This is a genomic window from Haloplanus sp. GDY1 (assembly GCF_023703775.1).
Taxonomy (GTDB): domain Archaea; phylum Halobacteriota; class Halobacteria; order Halobacteriales; family Haloferacaceae; genus Haloplanus; species Haloplanus halophilus.
This window is the reverse complement of record NZ_CP098514.1, coordinates 2,973,001-2,994,248: the sequence shown is the minus strand read 5'-3', so window position 1 is coordinate 2,994,248 and position 21,248 is coordinate 2,973,001. Positions and strand designations below refer to the sequence as shown.

Here is a 21,248-nt window from a genome sequence, read left to right as displayed (position 1 = left end):
AAGGCCTACCCATGCCCTCGACGGTCGTCCACCTCGCCGTCGGCGGCCTCGTCGCCGCCGCACTGCTGGGCGACGAGTTCGACCGGCGAGCCGTCGCCGTCGTCCTGGCCGTCACGGCCATTCCGGATCTGGACACGTTCGCCGGCCTCTACGTGCAGGGCGCCCACCGCGCGCTGTTGCACACGCTCGTCCTGCCCGCCGTCGCGGGGGTGGCTCTCGCCTACGACACCCGGATGCGCGACGCGTCGCGACTCCGGGATCGCTGGGGAGGCCGGGGCGTCCGGGTGGCGTGGGTCGCCCTCGCGGCGCTGCTGGTCGGCGGGATCCTCCCCGATCTGATGACCAACGGCGTCAACGCCTTCTACCCGCTGTACGACCGGTTCCTGACCGTCGACGGCGAACTCCTCCTGTCGAACCAGCGCGGAGTGGTCCAGACGTTCGTCGACCTGTCGGCCGATCCCGAGCGGACGACGGAGAACACGCACTACTGGACGGGCGTCGACCCCTCGCCCGGACCGGAACCCGAGAACGTCGAACGGGTCTTCCCGGTCGTCCGCTCGGGGTTCCAGTTGCTCGTCGTCGTCCTCGGGGTCTTCACGCTCGGTGCGCGGTTCTGGGAGGAAGGACGGTAGATCGGCTCACGGATGCGGCGGGGCGGCGCAGCGAACAGCCAGCCGGCTGATCGACCCCGCGAATCGGCGGGGTCGAGCGTCGACCTCTGGCGGACGGGAGGGACCCGCTCAGGGCGCCGCGAGTGCTCCGAACGGGTGGGGAGCACCGCGAAGCGGCGCGGTCTCTCAGGCGGGGCGGCCGTCGACGTCGGTACCGATGAGGTAGGTGCCGACGGTCAGCAGCGCCGCCGCGGCGACGGCCAGCAGGTCGATACGCATCGTCGTCCGCGGGAAGATGGTCGGGAAGAAGGCCGCCGTACCCGCGATCATCAGGACGATTCCGATCACTCCTCGCTGCGAGAGGCCGAACATACGACGTCCCTCTGTCCCCAGTCACATAATTGATTTCGCTTTCCGTCGCGTCGGAGGGCGCCGCGACGATCAGCGACCGTGTTCGTGACCGAGGACGAGGGCCGCGACGTTCGCCAGCAACAGTCCGGCGAAGACCGTCGCCTGCTGGCCTTCGAGGCCGCCGACCAGCAGGGGGAGATAGAGGAAGGGGAGGGCCACGGCCGCCCAGAAGGCGACGAATCGGAGGGGGGCGGTGAGGACTTCGAGGCTCCGGCGCAGGGGCCAGGCCTCGGCGAGTTCCTGCAAACGGGGCAGTCGGTCGATGGGCGCGGTGGGGGACGAGTTCGACATCGGGGACACCTCGTTCACTCCATGAAGCCCGGATACCATATACCCCGCAGAGCGTTGCCGTCGTTTCGGGGGTTTTCATCGACCGTGCGACCGCCGGCACACGATTCACGACGGCCGATGATCGCTCCTAACGTTTTACGAAGCGCCTCGACTCTTTTATTCATCCTCCAAAAGAAGAATTCAAATGGAGCGACACCTGACGCGAGTGACGTCCCGGAACCGGTGTTCTCTTAACGACGGTGACGCGTAGATGCGGACGAACGTTCATGTCGAACTCGAGCGCCACCACAGAACGGCAACTCGACAGCAACCTGTTCATCACCGTCTCCGGTCCTCCGGGGTGTGGTGCGACGACGCTCACCGAGGGGCTCGCGGAGGCCCTCGACTGCGGGTACGTCATCGGCGGCGACATCTTCCGTGACCTCGCGGAGGAACGGGGGCTGTCGCTCCAGCAACTCATCGCCAAGGCGGAGGAGGACGACGAGATCGACCGGGCGCTCGATCAGCGGCTGCGCCGGATCGCCGAGCAGTGGGGGGCGGCGAACAAGGCGTTCATCCTCGAATCGCGGCTCGCGGGGTGGCTGGCTGGCAACCGCGCCGACCTGCGGATCTGGCTCGACGCGCCCGAGGAGGTCCGCATCGAGCGTCTCAGCGACTACGAGGTGAGCTACGAGATCGAGCGGCCCGACGAGCGCACCTCCGAGGACGTCCGCCTCCAGGAACTCGACGACGAGGAGGCCATCGGTCCGCTGTTGCGCGTCCGCGAGGTGAGCGAGGCCGGCCGCTACCGGAGCTACTACGGCATCGACGTGGAGGACCAGTCCTTCTACGACCTCTGTCTGAACACGGCGCGGTGGGACGCCGACACCGTCCTCGACATCGTGCTCTCGGCCGTCGAGGGGTACGACGCCGAGACGGACGAGGGCGCCTTCACCACCCGCGACGTGGAACTCTAGTCGCCGTCACGCCGTCGACCCGGGGTGCGGAGCCGCGGGAGTTCCGCGCGGATGGCCCGGCGCTTGACGAGCAGGAAGCCGAGGAAGATCAGCGCGAACCCGACGGCCGTCGCCGCGGAGAGCCGTTCGTCGAGGAGGAGCCAGCCCGTGAGCGCCGCGAAAATCGGCGCGACGTAGGAGACGAGGTTGATCTCGACGGCGCCCAGTCGGTCCAGCAGGTCGAAGAAGATGAGAAAGCCGAGCGCGCTCGCGGCCAGCGAGAGGTACGCGAGCGCCAGGACGCCCGTCGTCGAGAGGGTCACGTCGGCGACGGACTCCCCGAGCGCGGCGGCGATGGCGTGCATCAGCGCGGCGCCGCCGAGCATCGACCACGCCTCCATGGTCTCGATCGGCAACTCGGCGTCGATCCGTCGGGTGAGCACCGAGCCGAGGGCGAACGCCGTCGCGGCGCCGAACACGAGCAGTTTCGCGACGACCGCACCAGTCAGCAACGCGCCGGGTTCGGGCCGGGCGAGGACGGCGACGCCGAGGAGCCCGCACAGCAGTCCGACGACGCCGACGGCGGTCAGTCGCTCCGCGGGGAGGAGGGCGCGGGCGAACCCGGTCGTCAGGACGGGGCTGAGGCTGACGATGACCGCGGCGGCCGCGCTGGTCACCGCGGGGTCGGACTCGCCGAGGAAGAGCAGGACGTGATAGCCCGCGATCAGGAGCGTCGACCCGACGGCGACGAGCGCCCACTCGCCACGCCCGCGGGGGACGGGGTCGTCGACGACCCAGGCGGCGTAGCCGAGCATGAGGACGCCCGCGACGTCGTATCGGATCGCCGCGAAGAGGACGGGCGGGAAGTAGTCGAGGCCGGCCTTGATCGCCACGAACGAGGAGCCCCAGATGGCCGCGAGGGCGAGAAAGAGCGCGAGGTTCCGGTATCGGGCCACGGACGATATCGGCCCGACACTCCACTCAACGTTTCGATTCCGCCCGCTCGTCGCGGATCGCCCGCAGCACGTCCTGCCGGGCGACGATGCCGACGAGGCGGTCGTCGTCGACCACCGGCAGGCGGTTGATGTCCCGTTCGTCGTCGGCCAGCAGGTCGAGGATCGTATCGAGGTCGGTGTCGGGCGCCACCGTCACCACGTCCGCCGTCATCACCTCGCTGATCGGTCGCCCGGCGTGTTTCGCGAGGTCGATGCCGAGGTCGAGGTCGTCCCACGACACGTCGACGGCGTAGGTGAGCGTCTCGGTGAAGGGCGGGAGCCCGATCGGGAGCCACAGCACCCGGTCCTCGGTCTGGAACAGGTGGACGAGGTCGTGCTGGGTGACGATGCCGACGACGCGGCCGGCGTCGACAACCGGGAAGCCGTTGAACTCCGCTCGCGCGAGGCGGCCGAGCACCTCGCTCACCTCGTCCTCGGGGGCGACCGTCTCCACGTCCGTCTCCATCAGGTCGCGGGCAGTCAGGGTCACACCCGGGGTGACGGCCGACGCGCAGGTAGGGTTTGCGGGTCGCTCGCGCCGTACGTTTAAGTTACCGCACCGCGAACGGAGCGTATGGCCGTTCACGGCCGTTCGACGCTCCGGGATCTGTTCGACGACTCGCCCACGCCCCACATCGCGCATCCGCCGCGCACACACCACCGACACTTCTACGTCGCCACCGACGGCTCCTACAGAGCCGACGGCGGGGGGCTCGGGGCAGTCATCGAGACACGCGACGGGCAGCGGGTGGCCCGGCTCTCGCTTTCGGATACGCCGCCCGACAACAACGTCGCCGAATATCGGGCGCTCCACCTGGGCCTCGACGTCCTCGCTGCGCGGGCGCCCTCGGGGTCGCGGGTCGGCGTCCTCGTCGACCACGACGACCTGGCGGCGAACGTCAACCACGCCACCCTCGCGGCCGACGACCCCGACTGGAAGCCGGCCCACCCGGTCGACGTGCCGACCCACAGCGAGTACCACTGGCGGGGCATCCGTGCCCGCATCGCCGACTTCGACGAACTCCGGGCGGCCCGCATCGACAGTCGGGTCAACCCCGCCCACCCCCTCGCCAACGCGCCGGACCAGTACGCTCACGTCAACCGTCGCAAGGAGCGGTGCGTGATTCCGGACGCCGGCGGGCGGGCGGCCGACGACGGCCACGCGGACGCCGGCGCGGAGATTCCGCCGCCGTCGCGGGCCGAACGGCGCGCGGGCGACTGAGGGGAAGTCCCTACTCGTCGCGCTCCTGTGCGTCGACGACGGCCACGCCCGCGAGGTTGACGATGTCCTTCACCTCGTCGCCGCGCTGGAGGACGTGGACCGGCTTGTCCATCCCCACGAGCATCGGTCCGATGGCGTCGGCGCCGCCGAGCCGTTGCAGGAGTTTGTAGCCGATGTTGCCCGCCTCGAGGTTGGGGAAGATCAGCACGTTCGCCGGATCCTCCAGGTCCGCGAAGTCGTAGGTGCCGTCGAGGATGTCCTCGACGACGGCGGTGTCGGCCTGCATCTCCCCGTCGACCGGGAAGTCGACGTCGGGGTCGTTCCGGAGCATCTCGGCGGCCCGCCGTGGCTTTCGAGTCCCCGGGTTGTCGACGCTCCCGAAGTTGGAGTACGAGAGCATGGCCGCGCGCGGGTCGACGTTGAACCGTCGGGCCAGGTCGCCCGTGTGGCGGCCGATTTCGGCGAGTTCGGCGGCACCGGGATCCTGGTTCACCGTGGCGTCGGCGACGAAGATCACCCGGTTCTTGAAGGTGAGCATGTAGACGCCGGCGGCGTAGTCGGTGTCCTCGGCCGTCCCGATGATCTGCAGGGGCGGGCGCAGCGCCGAGGGGTAGTGATGCATCAGCCCGGTCAGCATCGCGTCAGCGTCACCCATCTCCACCATCACGCTGCCGAGGTAGTTGCCGTCGCGGACGAGTTCGTTCGCCTCGCGTCGGGTGATCCCCTTGCGCTTGCGGAGTTCGTACAGGCGCTCGGCGTAGGCGTCGAGCTCGTCGGCCGCGGGGTCGACGATTTCGGGGTCGAAGTCGAGACCGAGGTCGTCCATCGCCGTCCAGATCTCCTCCCGGTCGCCCAGCAGGATCGGGTGGGCGATCCCCTGCTCGGTGATCTGGTAGGCGGCGCGGATCATCTTCTCGTCGGTCCCCTCGGCGAGGACGACCCGCTTGGGGTCGGTCTTGGCCTTGTTGAGGACGACCCGCATCATCTCGCGTGACTTGCCCAGGCGGGCTTCGAGTTCCTCGCGGTAGGTGCTGAGGTCGACCGACTTCCGGGCCGCGTCGCTCTCGATGGCGGCCTGTGCCACCGCGGGGGCCACCTCGAACATCACGCGCGGGTCGACGGGCTTGGGCAGGATGTACTCGGGGCCGAACTGGAGCGGCTGGTCGCCGTAGGCCTTGACCACCGAGTCGGGGACGTCCTTGCGGGCGAGGTCCGCCAGCGCGCGGGCCGCGGCGATCTTCATCTCCTCGTTGATCTCGGTCGCGCGCACGTCGAGGGCGCCCCGGAAGAGGAAGGGGAACCCGAGGACGTTGTTGACCTGGTTCGGGAAGTCGGAGCGCCCGGTGCCGACGATGACGGTGTCGTCGCGGGCCTCTTTGGCGTCGTAGTAGTCGATCTCGGGCTCCGGGTTGGCCATCGCGAAGATGATGGGGTTGTCGGCCATCGACTGCACCATCTCCTCGCTGACGATGCCGCCGACCGAGAGACCGACGAAGACGTCGGCGTCGACCATGGCGTCGGCCAGGTCGCCCGCGGGGCGGTCGCTGGCGAAGCGGGCCTTGTACTCGTTGACGTCGCCGCGCTCGGCGCGGTCGGTCGTGATGATCCCCGAGGAGTCACACATCGTGACGTTCTCGCGGGGGACGCCCAGCGAGACGTAAAAGGCCGCGGTGGCGATGGCGCTCGCGCCCGCTCCCGAGATGGTCACGGAGAGATCGGCGAGTTCCTTGTCGACGATGTCCGCGGCGTTGAGCAGGCCGGCGCCGGTGATGATGGCGGTGCCGTGCTGGTCGTCGTGGAAGACCGGGATGGACATCTCTTCGCGGAGACGCTCCTCGATTTCGAAGCAGTCGGGGGCCTTGATGTCCTCCAGATTGATGCCGCCGAACGTCGGCTCCATCGCCCGCGTCGACTCGATGATGTCCTCCGGGTCGTCGAAGTCGAGTTCGATGTCGAAGACGTCGATGTCGGCGAAGCGCTTGAAGAGGACGCCCTTCCCCTCCATGACGGGCTTGGAGGCCTGCGCGCCGATGTTCCCGAGGCCGAGGACGGCCGACCCGTTGGAGATGACGCCCACGAGGTTCCCCTTCGAGGTGTACTCGTAGGCCAGATCGGGGTCCTCGTGGATGTCCGAACACGGTGCCGCCACGCCCGGCGAGTAGGCGAGACTCAGATCCCGCTGCGTGTTCGTCGGCTTCGTCGTCGAAATCTCGATCTTCCCGGGAGGATCCTGTCGGTGATACTCCCTGGCGTCGTCGTCGAGTCCCATAACCGCGACCACAGGAGGTGCAGACAAAAAGCTATCCGTGGGACGTCGATTATGACATTCGTCGATCGACGAGACGAGGTCAGTCCCCCCGAAGCACCTGCGGGCGGCGGACCGTCACGTCGTAGTCCCGGGAGACGACCGGGCCGGTCGGCCAGTCGCCGGTCGCGGTCACCACCTCGATGCCGTCCTCGGGGGCGGTGAAACGTCGGCGTTCCCAGCACGCGGGCACGGGCGGACAGGTCTAAGTGCGCGTGGTGCCGAGACGCGCGCATGAGTCGACTGGACGCGATCACCTTCCCCCGCTTCGCCGCGTTCACGACGGGCATGACGCTCTCGCTCGTCATGCTCGGCATCTACACCGCCGCGACCGGATCGGGGCTCGCCTGTTCGGCCCAGTGGCCGCTCTGTGACGGCGGGGTGCTCCCGCAGACCATCCCGAGCTTCGTCGAGTGGTTCCACCGCCTCGTGGCGATGGTGACCGGGTGGTTCATCCTCGGAACCGCGCTCTGGTCGTGGCGCCGACCCGATCGACGGACCCGCATCGCGGCGACGCTCGCCGTGCTCCTCCTCCCGCTCCAGATCAGCATCGGCGCCGTGACTGTCACCCTCAACGGCCTCCTGCCGGCGGGCTACTCGGCGCCGACCCAGGGCGCCCACCTCGTCGTCGCGCTCGGGATCTTCTCGCTGCTCGTCTGGACGACGCTGTCGGCGCGGACCGAGCGACGGCCCGAACTGCCGCGGGTTCGGACGGCCCTCGGCGTCGCCCTCGTCGCCGTCGTCGCGAGCGTCTTCGTCAGCCGCGTCTTCACCCCGGTCCCCTACTCGCCGGCCGCGCAGGCGCTCTTCTACGGCGCGGCGCTCGTCGCCGTCGCCGCGCTCCTCGCCGCGACCCGCTGGCTCGCCGACACCGCGGTCGCGCACCTGCGGTACGCCACCGGCACCGCCCTCGCCCTCCTCTTTTCGGGGATGCTCCTCGGCCGCGATCTGGTCTTCTACACGCCGACCGTTCGGGTCGTCAACGCGGCCCTCTTCGTTCTCGCCGTCGTCGCCGTGGTCGCCGCGACGCTGCTCGCTCGGCGGGCGCGCAGCGACGGCCGGACCGGATCGGTCGTCTCCTAGAACTCCGTGACGACTTCGACCCCGGTCGTCTCGTAGTCGGTCATCGCCGCCAGCCGCTCGGGCACCTCGTCGAGCGACACCTCGCGGCGAACCAGCCGACCCGGTTCGATGGCGTCGGACTCCAGCAGGCGAAGGAGTTCGTCGTACCGCGTCGGCGGCATGCCCCTGGCGCCCCTGAAGTCCGCCTCCATCATCGACATGCGCTCGACGGGGAGGGACACCTCGCCGCGCTCCTCGTCGGTGGTCAGACCGACCTGCACGTGGGTGCCCCGGCGGCGCAGGGAGAACACCGAGTTCCGGCAGGTCTCCGCCACGCCGAGGGCGTCGACGGAGACGTGGGCGCCCCCCTCGGTGACCGAGCGCACGTCACCCGTCACCTCGCGGCCCGAACGGCCGTCCGCGTTCACGACGGCGTCGGCGCCGAGGTCGGTCGCGAGGTCTAGGGCCGCGTCGCGGATGTCGACCGCGACGACCCGGGCTCCGAGGGCGTCGGCGATGTGGACCGTCGAGAGGCCGACCCCGCCACAGCCGTGGACGGCCACCCAGTCGCCGCCGCCCACCTCGCCCCGCGCGGTCAGCGCGTGGAACGCCGTCATGAACCGACAGCCGAGCGCCGCCATGTCCCGCGCGGAGACGCCGTCCGGCAGGTGCATCGCGTTGTAGTCCGCGTAGGGGACGTGGACCGCCTCGGCGAAGGCGCCCTGGGCCTCCCGCTGGAAGCCGAGGGCGAGTCCGTCCTCGCAGACGTTGCCGTGGCCGCTCAGACACTGCGGGCAGGAGCCGTCGCCGAGGTTGAAGGGAACGGCGATCCGGTCCCCCTCGGCGACGCGCTCGACCCGGTCGCCGACGGCGACGACGCGTCCGGCGGGTTCGTGGCCGAGGATCTGGCCGTCGGTCACCCGGTCGCCCACCCACTCGCCGTGACCCTGCCAGGCGTGCCAGTCGCTCCGACAGACGCCACAGGCCTCGACGGCGACGACGGCGCCGTGGGGCGCGGGGTCCGGTCGGTCGACGTCGGTTATCTCGAGCGGTTCGCCGTGTTCCCGGAGAACGGCAGCGCGCATGCTGGGACCCACGACGCCGGGGGGCAAAAGTGTCGTTACATGAAATCCGAGAGGCCGGACTGGCCGTCGTCGGCGTCGTCGGCGTCGTCGGCATCGTCGGTGCCGGCCGCCTCGTCCTCGGCTTCGGCGCCCTCGCTCCCCGAGGGCGCGGACTCCCCGTCGACCGACTCGTCGCCGCCCGCCGCGCGCCCGCCGCCGAACGCCCCCGAGTGGTCCTCCATCTCCGACTCCCGGAGTTCCGCGGCGTCCGCGACGATGGACTCGACCTTGTTCGTCGTCTCGCCGCTCCCGGTCACGAACGACACCGCGGCCTCGTCGAAGTCGTAGTACGCGGCCATCGCCACCGTCAGGTCGCGGGGCTTGCAGTGGTGGGTCATCGCCGCGAGGAAGGGCAGCACCTCGCGGCGGGCCGTCGCCACGCTGAACCCACCCCGCTCGGCCACCGCGCGGACCACCTCGTCGGCCGTCGAATCCGACGAGGGCCAGAACTGCGGGCGAGAGAAGCGCGTCCACCCGCCTTTCGAGCCGTCACGGGCGGCCGCCACCCCGCCGGCGAGGGCGTCGGTCGCGTACCGCCAGTAGCCGTACTCCTGGCTGGCACGCACCCGACCCAGCCAGCGGTCGGCGTTCGCGAGGCTGTCGTACGCCCGGGCGAGTTCCGCCCCCTCGTACACCTTCGGGACGTTCTCGGCGACCCACTTCGTCAGGTCGTCGGGCGTCTCGTCGACCCGGTAGGCGGACCCGATGGCCTCCTCGGCCGACTCCTCTTTCAGCACGGCGTCGAGAAACGGGAACACGTCCAGTCCCCGGTCGCGGTCGCTCGTCGCCACGTCGTCGACGGTCAGCCGGCGGTCCCCCTCGGCGGCGGCCTGCAGGTCGTTGACCGCCGACCGGAGGTCGCCGTCGTTCACCTCCGCGATCCGGTCGAGGGCGTCGGCCTCGAACTCGACGCCCTCCCGCCGGCAGATGTCCCGGAGGACGGGGACGATGGAGCGGGCGGACACGTCGCGGAACTCGATCTCCCGGCAGGCGTTGCGCAACCCCCGGCTCATGTCGTAGTAGTCGTTGGCGATCAACACGATGGGCTGCTCGGCCTCTTTCACCACCCGGGTGACGGCGCTTGCGCCGCCGCGGTCGTAGTTGCCGTGGATGTTGTCGGCCTCGTCGAGGATCACCAGCTGTCGGCCGTCGCCCGACCCGTCCGTGGATCCGGCGAGCGTCGCGTTCTTCGCCGCGCGGCCGGCGAAGCGCTCGATCACGTCGGCGGTCCGCTGGTCCGACGCGTTGAGTTCGACCGTCTCCCACCCCATGTCGGCGGCCAGCGCGTGGGCGGCCGACGTCTTGCCCACGCCCGGACTCCCGTGGACGACGACCGCCTCGCGGTGGTCGTCCCACGTCTTCGCCCACTCGGCCAGCGCGTCCCGGGCCTTGTCGTTTCCCCGAACGGCCGACAGGGTCGACGGTCGGTACTGCTCCGTCCAGTCGGTCATTGCCGGAGGAAGGTGCGAGGCGCGTTTAGTGGTTGCGGAGCCGGCGGACGGCGCAGCCGGCCGGCCCGCGATCCGACGGTCCGGGCGCGACGCACACCGCATCCGAACGTCGGCGCCCGTTCCCTCCCCGACCGTCAGAGTGAGTCCACGATCGTCCCATACACTTATCACGGGGGACAGACTACCACACTTCGACCGCGGCCCACATCCCCCCACCCACAGACTGGCACCCCAGTTCGAACGCGACTCCGTCGCCGTTCGGGGCCGCGGTTTCGTTTTCCGAACGCCGTCCCGGTGCCGAGCCCAGTCGCGCCTCCCGACCGTTCACACGCCGAGTGGCGACCATCGCGACGGGCGATCGGTGTGAATCCGATCGACGGAGCCGTCGCTCGCGGGTGTAGCGCCGTCGAAAAAATGAAGCCGCACCGTGTGACCGCTTTCGGCGGTCAGTCGTAGTTAGCTTAGTTGTCGCGCCGGGTCGCGAGCAGCGCAGCCGCGAGCAGCGCGATGACAGCGACGATGGCACCGAAGCCGGGGCCGCCACCCGAGGTGGGCGTCGGCGTGTCAGTCGGTTCGGCCGTCGCCGTCGCCGTCGGTTCGGGCGTCGCCGTCGCCGTCGGCTCCGGCGTCGCCGTCTCCGTCGGCGTCGGTTCCGGCGTCTCCGTCGGTTCCGGCGTCGCCGTCTGGACGTTCTGGACGATCTCGACGTCAACTATGTCCGTGTTGTAGCTGTCGTCGGCCTCGAGGATGTACGAGCCGGTCTGCACGTCCTCGAGCTCCATCGAGACCATCCAGGTGCCGTCGAAGGACCACTCCTCGGTCGTCGTCAGTGCGACCGAGTCGCCGTCCTGCGTCAGCAGTTCGACGGTGATGGAGTTGTCGTCGGGGCGCAGGTTCGTGCCACCCTCGGCGACCAGCGTGTCGTCAACGCCGACCGGGTTGACACCCGAGGCTTCCATGCCTTCGGGGTAGACCGTGTTGATGGTCGTCTGCGCGTCCGCGTAGCGGAAGCGCGTCGTGACCATCCGGTCGTCGCTTGCGACTTCCTCGGTCGTCTGATCGAGGATACGCGAGCGGACCTGCTGGCCCGTCAGACCCGAGTTGTCGTTGTCCAGATCCTCGACGAAGCCGGAGAAGGTAGTGGCACCGGTGCCGAAGCTACCGTCACCGAAGTTGTCGTCACGACCGGGGATCAGGACGTGGGCACTGACCTCGCCCTCCGCGAGGCCACTGCCACCCGACGACGTGGAGACCGTGAGGTCGTCCTCGTCGAAGGAGTTGTCGTCGTCGACGCTGACCGTGTGGAACGCCGTGTTCCCACGCTCACCGACGAAGACGATGTAGGCCTGCTGCGAGCCGAAGGCCGTCCCGGACACGTTGACCGAGTTGTCCTCGACGGCCACCTGGCCGCCGACGGTCTTGAAGCTCGCCTGCAGTTCCGTGTCGAGCACCCGCAGCGACTTCTGGGTGCTCGTGTTCGTGTTGAAGTTCGACGTGGAGATCGTCTGGGGCGGCGTCGCGCCGATACCGCCGGCGTCGACGACGCCGAGCCGGTAGGTCCCGGGCTGGGACAGCTCGTTGTTACCGGGCTCGTTACCTTCCGAGAGGACCACGTCTTCCTCTTCGAAGGTGCCGTCCGCGTCGACGGTCAGCGTCGCCGAGCCGTCGATGTCGAGCAGCTGGTACTCGTTCTGTCGGCGGACGTAGAAGGCGACCTCGTCGATGCCCTCGGAGGCCGTACCGTTCACGTCCACCTCGCTCCCGACAACGTACGTGTTGCCGGGCGACTCGATCGAGAGGTCACCCTGCTCGATGGCGATCGACTGATCGTCGACCTGGTTGTCCTCGGTCGTGGTCGTGCCCAGCTGGAAGGGCACGAGGTAGCCCTGCTCGTACAGGTAGATGTCCACGTCCGAGTCGTCGAGGTACTGCGTCTCGATCTGACCGACGCCGAGACCAGTCCCGTCGTCGATGGTCACGTTCGCGTACGCGTACTCGATCGTGCCGCTGGGCGTGGTGCCCCGGGGCACGGCCGTGTTACCGCTGTTGTTGACCACACCGACCTGGCCGGTGTCACCGACCTGGCGGAAGATCTTCTGCGCGTTCGTGGGGGAGACACCGTCACGGAAGTCGTCGGACGAGATCAGGACCGTGTGCTCGTCGCCAGCGTCGGAGCCCTGGATCTCGAAGCGGACGTCCTCACCGCGGACGATGTCGTCCTCGTCGACCTGAAGGCTCGGGTCGTCGTCGCCGGTGACCGTGATGGTCGTCGACTGGGACGCCTCACCGAAGCCGAGGTCGTCCGAGCCGGCGAGCGAGATGGTGTACGTACCCGTGCCGGTGTCCGAGAGGTCGACGTCCCAGCCGACCTCGCTGGGGGCGATGTCTAGGCCGTTGACGTCAACGCCCGTGTCTTGGGGGGCGCTCTTGACGGCGTCGTTATTGACGTCGCCGGTCACGTCGAGGCCGGAGTCGTCCTCGACGGTCAGTTCGAGGTCTTCGGCTTCCTCGTAGTTCCAGGCACCGACGACGGTGAGTTGACCGGCGCCGGACTGGTCGCTCTGACCCTCGCCGACGGAGCCGCCGGCGATGTCCTCACCGTTCGTGTTGAGCACTTCGAGCGAAGTGACACGCGGCGTGGTGACGACAACACCCGGGGAGCCCGTGCCGCCGGTGGTCGTGTAGCGACCGGTCTCCTGGCTCTGCGGGACGTCCGGGAGTTCGAGGGGAACACCCTCGGCGTCACCGGCCGTCTTCAGGAGTTCGTTGTTCGCGAGCTGGCCGCCGAGTTCGAGGCCGGTCTCGCCCTGGAAGACGGTCGCGCCGTCGAAGATGTACCCTTCACCGTTCGTGGTGTCGAAGTCGCCACCGTTGAGGCCGGCACGCGAATCGTCGCCGCCTCCGACGGTGACGGTGATGTCATTACCGATCTGGGTACCACCACTGACACCGCTGATGGAGGTAGTGTCGGCAATCTGGATGTTTTCGGTGGTCGATTCGGAAGTGATGCTGGACCAGTCAACGGTCAGCGTAGCCTCAATGGTGACGTCATTATCAACGGTGTTGTTGAAGTTGATCTGAGCACCACCATTGTTGATGGAAGCGTCCTGAGTCGTGATATCCGTACCAGAAGTATTGGTAACGGACACGTCGGACACTCCAGTCACACTATCTGCGCTGGATGTGATGTTGACCTGTTCGTCAGAACTGTCAATACTCACACCAGTAAGATCAAACTGTACCGTATGCTGGGCCGAGCTAACGTTAGCGACACTGTTGGGATCAACAGAGTCGTTAGTCACTGATGCCGCAGCAGCCGTCCCCGAGAACGCCACGGTGCCAGCGAACACGCTGAACACCATGAGCGCCGCGAGGATGACCGCGCGGACCTTCTCGTTATAGTCTGTCATGTTTTGCGTTGTTGTCTGCGGTGACAGTCCGGAGGTCGCTCCTCTTTCGTGCCGATTCGTGATCTTGCTACCCGAGGGGTAGCGCGACCACTGGTAGGGGTACGGGCATGTCTTTAGCCAAGTTCGGTATATGTTTTGTGGTCTTGTCGTGTGTGTGTCAGACGTCACCAGATACGACCCCAAAATAGAACGACGTCGGCCGAATTGGACCGTCGATACGTTCTGTAACCCCCGTGACCAAATTGGTTAGATTACCAATAACTGTCGGTGGCGTGACTATAGTTACATATCCAACACTTACGCAGTGAGGGACGCGAGGGGGAACCGGGCACCATTTACGTCGGGCGCGCGGACGCGAGGACATGCGACGCCGCGCGTTCCTCAGTTCGGTCGGAATCGCCGCGCTAGCGGGGTGTTCGAACGGCGGCGGGTCGGACGGCACCGCGACGCCGACGCCCTCGCCGACCGGGTCGGGATCCCCGAACTTCGAACTGGTCACCGTGGAGTACGCGGAGAGCACCCCGTTGAACAACCCGACGTCGTTCGCCATCGGCGTGGAAAACACCGGCACGGGACGGGGAACGTTCACCTCCGAGTTGGACCAGCGGCTCGGGGACGGCGAGTGGGAGACGGCCGGAGAACTCGAGATGCCCCTCGCGGCGGGCGAGCGGGGCGAGTGGCACAGTCCGCGGTTCATGCCGCGGTATCTGACGACGTTTCACTTCCGACTCGACGCGTTCGACCGGACGTGGTCGACGGAGGCCGTGCCCGCGGAGTACGACTTCGGCATCCGATACGCGACGCCGAACGACCTGTTCGTCAACGTTCTCGGCGGAAGCTTCGAGTCGGCGTATCCGACGGCGAGCAACGAGACGGCGACCGACGGGACGGCGAGCAACGAGACGGCGACCGACGGGACGGCGAGCAACGAGACGGCGACCGACGGGACGGTGACGCCGACGACGCCGCCCGACGGGCAGGTCTGGGCAGTGATGCGCGTCGACGTGCGGAACCGCCTCCAGGAGCCACAGCCCGCCCCGGCGCCGTCGACGTTCACCCTGGAAGTCGACGGCGAGCAGCGTCCCCTCCGTCAGGACGTCACGGCCGATCCCTACGAGGGCGGTTCGCTGGGGGGACGGACCGTCAGGCGGGGTGATCTGGTGTATCCGGTTCCGGCGGGCACGGAGGCCAACGACCTCCGGCTGACGTGGGCGTGGTCGCTGGAGGACGGCGACGTGAAGGTAATCTGGACGAAGTAATCAGGGGAGCGCGGCGACGGCACAGCCGGCCATCGCGACGAACAGCATGGCCATCGAGAGCGCTTCGACCAGACATTCGGTTGGCGATAGCAGCCGAAACAGGTCCCTCGGGGTGAGCGCGACGTTCATTGGCTGTCGGTACCGGCGATTGGAACCGCATATTTTAATCTCTTTCGGGATATTTGCAATGTATTTTCACCTTCCATGAGAATACGGTCCAGACGGACGATTTTTCGGGAGATAACTGAATAAGAACCGGTCGGTGTTCGGAGAGTGAACACCCGGGCGAGCCGAACCTCGGCAACGGCGGATCGGGTCGGTCACGCGGCGGGCGAGCGACGGCGGCGTCAGGTCTCCGGGGGCGGACCGAGTTCGACCAGCACGATCCCCAGGTGGTCGCTCCGCGCGAGGACCGTCGGATCGCGCTCGGTCACGAGGGGAACGCCGGCCGTCGTGAGCAGCGCGTACCTGACGCGTGGGTCCGACCGGAGGCGCTCGACCGGGACCTCCCGCATCGGGCGGTCCGCGTAGAACTCGTACGAGGCGTAGAACCACAGCGCCGCCGCGTTGGGTTGGACGTACACGCGCTCGCCCGCGGGGACGACGTCGGCCGTGGTCTCCCCGAGGCGGTGGAACGCCGTGTCGGTCGGCTCGTCGGCGTTCCCCGCGGCGTAGACGGAGGGAGTGCCGACGAGGGCGGCCGCCACGAGCGCCAGCACCACGCCGACCGTCAGCGCGCGGCCGAAGGCCTCGACGTCCAGCGACAGCGCCCCCGGCAGGGAGACCTCGCCCCCTCCGAAGGGGGTCGCCGTCAACAGCCAACCGCCGACGCAGACGATGGCCACGGCGATCACCGCCGTCGGGTCGGACGGAAGCGCCGGGTCGAGGACGAACCCGCCGTCGCCCCCCAGTCCGTACAGCCGGCCGTCGTCCCCGGCGAGGGCGACCAGGACGGTGCCCGCGACGACGCCGGCGGCCGCCGGGCGATGGCCGTCGACGGCGCTCGCGACGAGCCACCCGACCGTGAGCGCCGCCGGGACGTACAGCGGGAGGATGTACCACGGCTGGGTCCCGAAGAGGGCAAAGGGCGCGGCGGCCGCGAGGGCCCACCAGAGCAGGAAGCGGGGATCGAGCGCCCCGGGAGTCTCGTCGCCGTCGGCGGGCCGTGGCCGGGCGGCCGCGACGACGGCGCCGGCGAGAAAGAGGAACCACCAGGGGCGGAGGGTGCCCTGAATCTTCGTGAGGTACGGGTACTCGAAGACGGGGAGGAGCGTCTCCCGGCCGGGGCCGGGGGCCGCGGTGTCGGCGCCGACGATCCGCGCCCAGACCGGGTCGAGGAAGATCTCCTCGACGAAGTAGCCGCCCTGGAGCAGATACGCCGCGACCACCCACCAGCCGACGGCGACGGCCGTCACGGCGGTCGCGACCCCGACGAACCGGGGGGAGAACCGCTCGCGGTAGCGGACGGGGAGGGGAGCGAGCGCGAGGAGGAAGGCGCCGGCGGCGAACCCCTTCGTCAGGAGGAGTGCGGACGCGACCCCGCCGACGAGGAGGGGCGAGACGTCGCGTCGGCCGGTGGCGTGCAGCCAGACGAGGACGACGAGGAGGGAACCAAAGAGGACGTGGAGCGTGTCGGTGGCGCCGAACCGGGCCGCGTTCGTGCCGACGATCACCGCCGGCGTCGTCAGGAAGACGGCGGCGGCGACGAGGCCGGCCGCTCGCCCCCGGATCCGCCGCCCGACCGCGTAGACGAGGACGGTGGTCGCGACGGCCGCGGCGGCCGAGGGAACCCGGACGGCGAACTCGGTCGGGCCGAAGGCGCCGATGGAGAGCGCTTCGAGCCAGATGGCCAGCGGCGGCTTCTCGAGGAACGGCGAGGGGTGGATCGTGTCGAAGCCGGCGAGGTGGGGGATCAACCAGTGTCCGCCCTCGACGGCGTGGAGCGCCGCGTTCGCGTAGAACGACTCGTCCCACCACCACAGCGGCCGCTCCCCGAGGCGGTAGAAGACGACGACGGTGGCCACCGCGAGAACGACCCCGACCGGCGCGGAGAACGCCTCCCCGAAGGCGTCGAGCCGCGCCCGCAGTCGATCCGTGACCGATGCGACCGTCCGTGTCCAGTCCCGTGTGCCCATCTACGGCCGTGATGGCGGCGTGATCGGAGTAAAAGCACCGGTGGACGGCAGAAAGTGCCCGGGGTGGGCTCCGAACCCACGATCTCCGCATGTCCCAGGTTCCGAGGCTCGGCGGGCCCCGAGGGAGGCGGAGGCTTCCAAGGCGTATCCGCACCGAAGCTCGAATACCCTATGAGTGCGGCGCTATGTCCAGCTAAGCCACCCGGGCGCACTCATCCGTAGGGAAATCCACCCCTTGAAGCTTCCCATATCGGTCCACCCCCCGGCCTCGTCCCGTCGGGCGGATGCGGGAGACGTCCCGCCCGGGGCGGCGCGTACCGTCATCGGCAGCCAGCCGGCAGTATTATCATCCGCGGCGGGGACACTCCGCCCATGAGTTTGCCGGAGATCGTCCAGTCCAGCCTCGACGACGAGTCCGTGGCGGCCCGCGTCGGACTCGGGGGCGAGGACCTGCTCCTCGTGACGCCGACGCGGACGCTCGTCTACCGGGCGGAGGGGCTCCTCTCCGACGAAGCGGTCGAGGAGTTCCCCCACGACGCCGAGCGCGTCGGCGTCTCCGAGGGGCGACGGAAGGCCACGGTCACGCTCGACTACGGACTCGACGGCGAGCGCTCGTTCTCGGCCCCGACGAAACAGCTCGATCAGGTGATCCACCCCGTGCTCGCGGGCGTGTTGAACGCCCGTGGCGTGACCGACCCGGGCGAGACGGTGAAACAGACCTACCGGTTCAGCGAACTCACCGTCGTCGTCACGAGCGCACGGCTGGTTCGCCACATCGGCGAGGCCGTCTGGGACGAGGAGTACGACGAGTACCACTTCGACGACGTGACCGACCTCGACTTCGAGGAGGGGAGCGTCGCCACGTCGGTGGTCATCACCGTCGACGGCCGGCAGGAGCGGTTCAAGGCGCCGAACGATCAGGCCCGGGCGCTCCGCGAGGGCCTCGTCGCGGCCGTGTGTGCGTATCACGGCGTCGAGGACCTCGACGAACTGCGGGCGGCGACGGCCGAGGACGACGAGGACGCGGACGCCGAACCGGGCGACACCGTGTCCTTCGGCGACGGCCCCGGGCCGCTGGACACGAGCGGCGTCGACGGGGACGTCGACGACGCGAGCGACCGGTCGGAGCCGACGGCGAGCGAGGGCATGGCCGGGAGCGACGGCGAGGCTGCGGCCAGGGCCGCGGGCGCGAGCGCCGACCCCGACGACGGCTTCGGCGACTCCGGGTTCCAGTCGGCCGGCGTCGTCGACGACCCGGCGGTCGCCCGCGAACTCGCGGAGCTTCGCGAGGCGGTGGAGGCACAGAACGAGCGCCTCGAACGGCAACAGCGGACGATCGAGCAGTTGATCGAGGAACTCCGGCAGGGCCGCTAGTCCCGGCCGAGCACTTTTCGCACGCAGGAGGAGCCGAAGGGGCCGAGTTCGTCGGTCTCGAACCTGACGAAGTGGCCGGTCGAGATGGACGCTCCACAGCGCCGGCAGTCGAAGTCCCCCTCGCGGGCGACGACCTGGCGCTCGAAGCTGACGTGGCTGCCGCTTCGCACCCGGATCCGGCCGTCCTCGCGGTCGACGAGGCCGCGGCGTTCGGCCTCGTCGAGGACCCGCCGGACGAGCGCCGGATCGGTCGTCACCGTCTCGATGCGGTCGACGACCGCCGGCAGCGGCAGCTCCCGGCGTTCGAGGTTGGCGAGCAGGTCGAGTGCGAGTTCGACGCGCTCGTCCGTCCGATCGGTCACGCCCGCCCCTTCGACGCCTCCCGTCAAGAACGTCCCGGCGCGCACGCGAAGGACACTTGAGGTGGGGCGGCCACCGGCCCCTATGGACCGACGCGCGCGGCTGGCCGCCGGAGTGGGGGTGCTCTCGTTGGTGGCCCTCCTCGCGTGGGCGAGTTCGCCGTCGTGGGTGCTCGGCCGGCTGGCGTGGGTGGCCGCCGACCCGCTCCGCCTGACGGTCGCACTCGTCGCCGTCGCCGTCGTCCGCCCGCTGTTCGCGTGGCCGACGACGCTGCTCGCCGTCGTCGCCGGCTACGGACTGGGGCTCGCGGGGTTCCCGCTGGCGCTCGGTCTCGTGGTCGTGACGAGCCTGCCCCCCTACTGGCTGGCCGGACGGGGAGTCGGCGACGGCCGCGTGGCCGCCGTGGGGGAGCGGCTGGTGGCCGAGGCGGGCGACCTGCGGAGCGTCGTCGGCAGTCGCCTCCTGCCGCTCCCCTCCGACGTGGTGTCGGCCGGCGCGGGCGTCGCGGGGGTCTCCACCCGGACCTTCGCGCTCGGCACCGCGGTCGGCGAGGTGCCGTGGGTGGCGGCCGGCGTGATCGCCGGCGACTCCGTCGCGACGCTCTCCCGCGTCTCGCTGTCTGCGGCGATGGATCCCCGCGTCGTCGTCGGGGCGGCGATGCTCGCCGTCCTGGCGTTCGCCGGGCCGGCGTACCGACTGGCCACGAACTAGTCGAGGAGCGACTCGCCGGTCATCGCCGCCGGCTTCTCGACGCCGGCGAGTTCGAGCAGCGTCGGCGCCACGTCACACAGGGAGCCGCCGGCCCGAATCCGTCGGCCGTCCGAGGGGTCGTCGCCCGGGGCGAGGTAGACGACCGGCACCGGATTGGCCGTGTGGGCGGTGTGGGGGTCGTCGGCGGTGCCCATGTCGTCGGCGTTGCCGTGGTCCGCGGTGACGAGGACGTGCCCGCCGGCGGCGTGGACGGCGTCGACGAGGCGCGCCAACTGGGCGTCCACCGCCTCGACGGCCGCGACGGCCGCCTCGAAGTCGCCCGTGTGCCCCACCATGTCGGGGTTCGCGTAGTTCAACACCAGCACGTCGGGGTCGTCGCGCTCGACGCGTGCGATGGCGGCGTCGGTGACGGCCGCGGCGCTCATCTCGGGGCGCTCGTCGTAGGTCGGCACGTCGGGGCTCTCGACGATGACGCGCTCCTCGCCTTCGAACGCCACCTCGCGCCCCCCGTTGAGGAAGTAGGTGACGTGGGCGTACTTCTCGGATTCGGCGATGCGCAACTGGGTCTCGCCGGCGCGGGCGAGCGTCTCGCCGAGCGTGTCCGGCAGGTCGACCGGCGGGAAGGCCACGGGGAAGGGGAAGCGCTCGTCGTAGTCGGTCATCGTGACGAGGTGGACCTCCGGGGGATCGACCGGGTCGGGCCACGCCGGGTCGAGGTCCGCGAGCATCCGCACGAGTTGGCGGGCGCGGTCCGCCCGGAAGTTGGCGACGACGACGGCGTCGCCGTCGCGGAGCGGGGGTGCGTCGTCGACGAGCGTCGGCTCGACGAACTCGTCGGTCTCGCCGCGGTCGTAGGCGGCCTCGACGGCGTCGACGGCGGTCGGCGCCTCGTGCGCGGCCGTCCGGTCGACGATGGCGTCGTACGCGCGCCGCGTCCGGTCCCAGTTCCCGTCCCGGTCCATCGCGTAGTAGCGGCCGCTCACGGTCGCCACGTCGCCGGTGCCGTGGTCGTCGACGACGGCCTCGAGGTCGGCCAGCGCGTCCGCGCCGGCCGTCGGCGGCGTGTCTCGTCCGTCGGTGAAGGCGTGGGTGACCGCCTCGACGTCGTTCCGTGCCGCGAGTTCGATCAGGGCGTGGAGATGTCGCTGGTGGGAGTGGACCCCGCCGGCGCTGGCCAGCCCCACGAGGTGGAGCCGACCGCCGGTCGAGCGGACGCGCTCCACCGCATCGAGGAGGGCGTCGTTCTCGAAGAACGAGCCGTCGGCGATGGCGTCGTCGATGCGCGCCAGCGGCTGGGTGACCACCCGGCCGGCGCCGATGTTGAGGTGGCCGACCTCGCTGTTGCCCATCTGGCCGTCGGGGAGGCCGACGCGGCGGCCGGAGACGTCGAGCGTCCCCGAGGCGCCCGTCGCGAGAAAGCGGTCGAACGTCGGCGTGTCGGCGGCCGAGACGGCGTTCCGGCCCGGGCCGTCGAGCCCCCATCCGTCGAGGATGACCAGCGCGGCGTCCATATCCGAGGCGAGGCCGGCGTCCGTTAACTACCTGTTGCATCGCGTCAGCGCGTCGGATCGGCCGCCGAGCGGCCGTGCGTC

At 69.7% G+C, this 21,248-nt stretch carries 20 protein-coding genes, 1 tRNA gene and 1 pseudogene; 7 read left to right on the top strand and 15 right to left on the bottom strand.

Features of this window, described 5'->3' with window-relative positions:
• Window positions 1–11 precede the first annotated feature (11 nt).
• Entirely contained in the window at window positions 12–632 is a 621-nt protein-coding gene (locus NBT67_RS15975) for a metal-dependent hydrolase (RefSeq protein WP_251342753.1), read from the top strand.
• Window positions 633–797: 165 nt separating this feature from the next.
• Here NBT67_RS15975 and NBT67_RS15970 read toward each other — a convergent pair whose 3' ends face one another.
• Together NBT67_RS15970 and NBT67_RS15965 are read right to left on the bottom strand one after the other, a co-directional pair.
• Window positions 798–983 carry a DUF8178 family membrane protein gene (locus NBT67_RS15970; protein ID WP_251342752.1) on the bottom strand — a complete coding sequence of 62 codons (186 nt, stop codon included), beginning with the start codon at window positions 981–983 and terminating at the stop codon, window positions 798–800.
• A 69-nt stretch (window positions 984–1,052) separates the two neighbouring features.
• Window positions 1,053–1,313 (bottom strand): DUF8028 family protein, encoded by a 261-nt coding sequence (locus NBT67_RS15965; protein ID WP_251342751.1) that lies wholly within the window; start codon window positions 1,311–1,313, stop codon window positions 1,053–1,055.
• A 266-nt stretch (window positions 1,314–1,579) separates the two neighbouring features.
• Between NBT67_RS15965 and cmk the strand changes: the two genes are divergently transcribed.
• Window positions 1,580–2,269, top strand: a complete 690-nt coding sequence (cmk, locus tag NBT67_RS15960) for a (d)CMP kinase (RefSeq protein ID WP_251342750.1) — start codon at window positions 1,580–1,582, stop codon at window positions 2,267–2,269.
• On the opposite strand, the gene NBT67_RS15955 is transcribed toward cmk, so the two are convergent.
• The gene (locus NBT67_RS15955; protein ID WP_251342749.1) at window positions 2,266–3,204 is read right to left on the bottom strand and encodes a DMT family transporter; all 939 of its coding nucleotides are present in this window, start codon (window positions 3,202–3,204) and stop codon (window positions 2,266–2,268) included. The genes cmk and NBT67_RS15955 overlap by 4 nt on opposite strands.
• A gap of 25 nt (window positions 3,205–3,229) precedes the next feature.
• Entirely contained in the window at window positions 3,230–3,733 is a 504-nt protein-coding gene (locus NBT67_RS15950) for a CBS domain-containing protein (RefSeq protein ID WP_251342748.1), read from the bottom strand.
• A gap of 84 nt (window positions 3,734–3,817) precedes the next feature.
• On the opposite strand from NBT67_RS15950, the gene NBT67_RS15945 reads away from it, so the two are divergent.
• Window positions 3,818–4,465 carry a ribonuclease H family protein gene (locus tag NBT67_RS15945; RefSeq protein ID WP_251342747.1) on the top strand — a complete coding sequence of 216 codons (648 nt, stop codon included), beginning with the start codon at window positions 3,818–3,820 and terminating at the stop codon, window positions 4,463–4,465.
• A 10-nt stretch (window positions 4,466–4,475) separates the two neighbouring features.
• Here the strand turns inward: NBT67_RS15945 and NBT67_RS15940 are convergent, their stop codons facing one another.
• The gene (locus NBT67_RS15940; protein WP_251342746.1) at window positions 4,476–6,734 is read right to left on the bottom strand and encodes an NADP-dependent malic enzyme; all 2,259 of its coding nucleotides are present in this window, start codon (window positions 6,732–6,734) and stop codon (window positions 4,476–4,478) included.
• A gap of 79 nt (window positions 6,735–6,813) precedes the next feature.
• On the bottom strand, window positions 6,814–6,963 hold the full coding sequence (locus NBT67_RS15935) for a hypothetical protein (RefSeq protein WP_251342745.1): 150 nt from the start codon (window positions 6,961–6,963) through the stop codon (window positions 6,814–6,816).
• Window positions 6,964–7,004: 41 nt separating this feature from the next.
• Between NBT67_RS15935 and NBT67_RS15930 the strand changes: the two genes are divergently transcribed.
• Window positions 7,005–7,853, top strand: a complete 849-nt coding sequence (locus NBT67_RS15930) for a COX15/CtaA family protein (RefSeq protein WP_251342744.1) — start codon at window positions 7,005–7,007, stop codon at window positions 7,851–7,853.
• Here the strand turns inward: NBT67_RS15930 and NBT67_RS15925 are convergent.
• The 4 genes and pseudogenes from NBT67_RS15925 to NBT67_RS18195 form a co-directional block, all read right to left on the bottom strand.
• The gene (locus NBT67_RS15925) at window positions 7,850–8,917 is read right to left on the bottom strand and encodes a zinc-dependent alcohol dehydrogenase family protein (protein ID WP_251342743.1); all 1,068 of its coding nucleotides are present in this window, start codon (window positions 8,915–8,917) and stop codon (window positions 7,850–7,852) included. The genes NBT67_RS15930 and NBT67_RS15925 overlap by 4 nt on opposite strands.
• A gap of 35 nt (window positions 8,918–8,952) precedes the next feature.
• A complete protein-coding gene (locus tag NBT67_RS15920; RefSeq protein WP_251342742.1) occupies window positions 8,953–10,407 on the bottom strand; it encodes a replication factor C large subunit in 1,455 nt (484 codons plus the stop codon).
• Window positions 10,408–10,868: 461 nt separating this feature from the next.
• On the bottom strand, window positions 10,869–13,556 hold the full coding sequence (gene csg / locus NBT67_RS15915) for an HVO_2072 family ArtA-dependent S-layer glycoprotein (RefSeq protein ID WP_251342741.1): 2,688 nt from the start codon (window positions 13,554–13,556) through the stop codon (window positions 10,869–10,871).
• Between the two features lie 168 nt (window positions 13,557–13,724).
• Window positions 13,725–13,817 (bottom strand): annotated as a pseudogene (locus NBT67_RS18195) (surface glycoprotein); the annotation flags it as partial.
• A 362-nt stretch (window positions 13,818–14,179) separates the two neighbouring features.
• On the opposite strand from NBT67_RS18195, the gene NBT67_RS15910 reads away from it, so the two are divergent.
• Window positions 14,180–15,076: a hypothetical protein gene (locus tag NBT67_RS15910; RefSeq protein ID WP_251342740.1), complete on the top strand. Its 897-nt coding sequence runs from the start codon at window positions 14,180–14,182 to the stop codon at window positions 15,074–15,076.
• Here the strand turns inward: NBT67_RS15910 and NBT67_RS18040 are convergent, their stop codons facing one another.
• From NBT67_RS18040 to NBT67_RS15900, 3 genes are all read right to left on the bottom strand, one after another.
• Window positions 15,077–15,205: a hypothetical protein gene (locus tag NBT67_RS18040; protein ID WP_256474663.1), complete on the bottom strand. Its 129-nt coding sequence runs from the start codon at window positions 15,203–15,205 to the stop codon at window positions 15,077–15,079.
• 218 nt (window positions 15,206–15,423) lie between these two features.
• On the bottom strand, window positions 15,424–17,211 hold the full coding sequence (locus NBT67_RS15905; protein ID WP_251342739.1) for an ArnT family glycosyltransferase: 1,788 nt from the start codon (window positions 17,209–17,211) through the stop codon (window positions 15,424–15,426).
• Window positions 17,212–17,266: 55 nt separating this feature from the next.
• Window positions 17,267–17,419, bottom strand: a tRNA-Met gene (locus tag NBT67_RS15900).
• A gap of 164 nt (window positions 17,420–17,583) precedes the next feature.
• Between NBT67_RS15900 and NBT67_RS15895 the strand changes: the two genes are divergently transcribed.
• Window positions 17,584–18,585 carry a DUF7115 domain-containing protein gene (locus tag NBT67_RS15895; RefSeq protein WP_251342738.1) on the top strand — a complete coding sequence of 334 codons (1,002 nt, stop codon included), beginning with the start codon at window positions 17,584–17,586 and terminating at the stop codon, window positions 18,583–18,585.
• Here the strand turns inward: NBT67_RS15895 and NBT67_RS15890 are convergent.
• Complete coding sequence (locus NBT67_RS15890; RefSeq protein ID WP_251342737.1) at window positions 18,582–18,947, bottom strand: DUF5830 family protein; 366 nt, start codon at window positions 18,945–18,947, stop codon at window positions 18,582–18,584. The two genes, NBT67_RS15895 and NBT67_RS15890, sit on opposite strands and share 4 nt — an antisense overlap.
• An 82-nt stretch (window positions 18,948–19,029) precedes the next feature.
• Here NBT67_RS15890 and NBT67_RS15885 point away from each other — a divergent pair, with 82 nt between their 5' ends.
• The gene (locus tag NBT67_RS15885) at window positions 19,030–19,656 is read left to right on the top strand and encodes a VTT domain-containing protein (RefSeq protein ID WP_251342736.1); all 627 of its coding nucleotides are present in this window, start codon (window positions 19,030–19,032) and stop codon (window positions 19,654–19,656) included.
• Here NBT67_RS15885 and gpmI read toward each other — a convergent pair.
• Window positions 19,653–21,167, bottom strand: coding sequence for a 2,3-bisphosphoglycerate-independent phosphoglycerate mutase (gene gpmI, locus NBT67_RS15880; RefSeq protein WP_251342735.1), 1,515 nt, complete (start codon window positions 21,165–21,167; stop codon window positions 19,653–19,655). The genes NBT67_RS15885 and gpmI overlap by 4 nt on opposite strands.
• Between the last annotated feature and the right edge of the window lie 81 nt (window positions 21,168–21,248).

Excerpts from the sequence above, each read along its gene's own strand:
- cmk (WP_251342750.1), top strand. The coding sequence starts at position 1,580 with ATGTCGAACTCGAGCGCCACCACAGAACGGCAACTCGACAGCAACCTG.
- NBT67_RS15920 (WP_251342742.1), bottom strand. The coding sequence starts at position 10,407 with ATGACCGACTGGACGGAGCAGTACCGACCGTCGACCCTGTCGGCCGTT.
- NBT67_RS15910 (WP_251342740.1), top strand. The coding sequence starts at position 14,180 with ATGCGACGCCGCGCGTTCCTCAGTTCGGTCGGAATCGCCGCGCTAGCG.
- NBT67_RS15945 (WP_251342747.1), top strand. The coding sequence starts at position 3,818 with ATGGCCGTTCACGGCCGTTCGACGCTCCGGGATCTGTTCGACGACTCG.
- NBT67_RS15970 (WP_251342752.1), bottom strand. The coding sequence starts at position 983 with ATGTTCGGCCTCTCGCAGCGAGGAGTGATCGGAATCGTCCTGATGATC.
- NBT67_RS15940 (WP_251342746.1), bottom strand. The coding sequence starts at position 6,734 with ATGGGACTCGACGACGACGCCAGGGAGTATCACCGACAGGATCCTCCC.
- NBT67_RS15925 (WP_251342743.1), bottom strand. The coding sequence starts at position 8,917 with ATGCGCGCTGCCGTTCTCCGGGAACACGGCGAACCGCTCGAGATAACC.
- gpmI (WP_251342735.1), bottom strand. The coding sequence starts at position 21,167 with ATGGACGCCGCGCTGGTCATCCTCGACGGATGGGGGCTCGACGGCCCG.
- NBT67_RS15965 (WP_251342751.1), bottom strand. The coding sequence starts at position 1,313 with ATGTCGAACTCGTCCCCCACCGCGCCCATCGACCGACTGCCCCGTTTG.
- NBT67_RS15885 (WP_251342736.1), top strand. The coding sequence starts at position 19,030 with ATGGACCGACGCGCGCGGCTGGCCGCCGGAGTGGGGGTGCTCTCGTTG.
- NBT67_RS15905 (WP_251342739.1), bottom strand. The coding sequence starts at position 17,211 with ATGGGCACACGGGACTGGACACGGACGGTCGCATCGGTCACGGATCGA.
- NBT67_RS15930 (WP_251342744.1), top strand. The coding sequence starts at position 7,005 with ATGAGTCGACTGGACGCGATCACCTTCCCCCGCTTCGCCGCGTTCACG.
- NBT67_RS18040 (WP_256474663.1), bottom strand. The coding sequence starts at position 15,205 with ATGAACGTCGCGCTCACCCCGAGGGACCTGTTTCGGCTGCTATCGCCA.
- NBT67_RS15895 (WP_251342738.1), top strand. The coding sequence starts at position 17,584 with ATGAGTTTGCCGGAGATCGTCCAGTCCAGCCTCGACGACGAGTCCGTG.
- NBT67_RS15975 (WP_251342753.1), top strand. The coding sequence starts at position 12 with ATGCCCTCGACGGTCGTCCACCTCGCCGTCGGCGGCCTCGTCGCCGCC.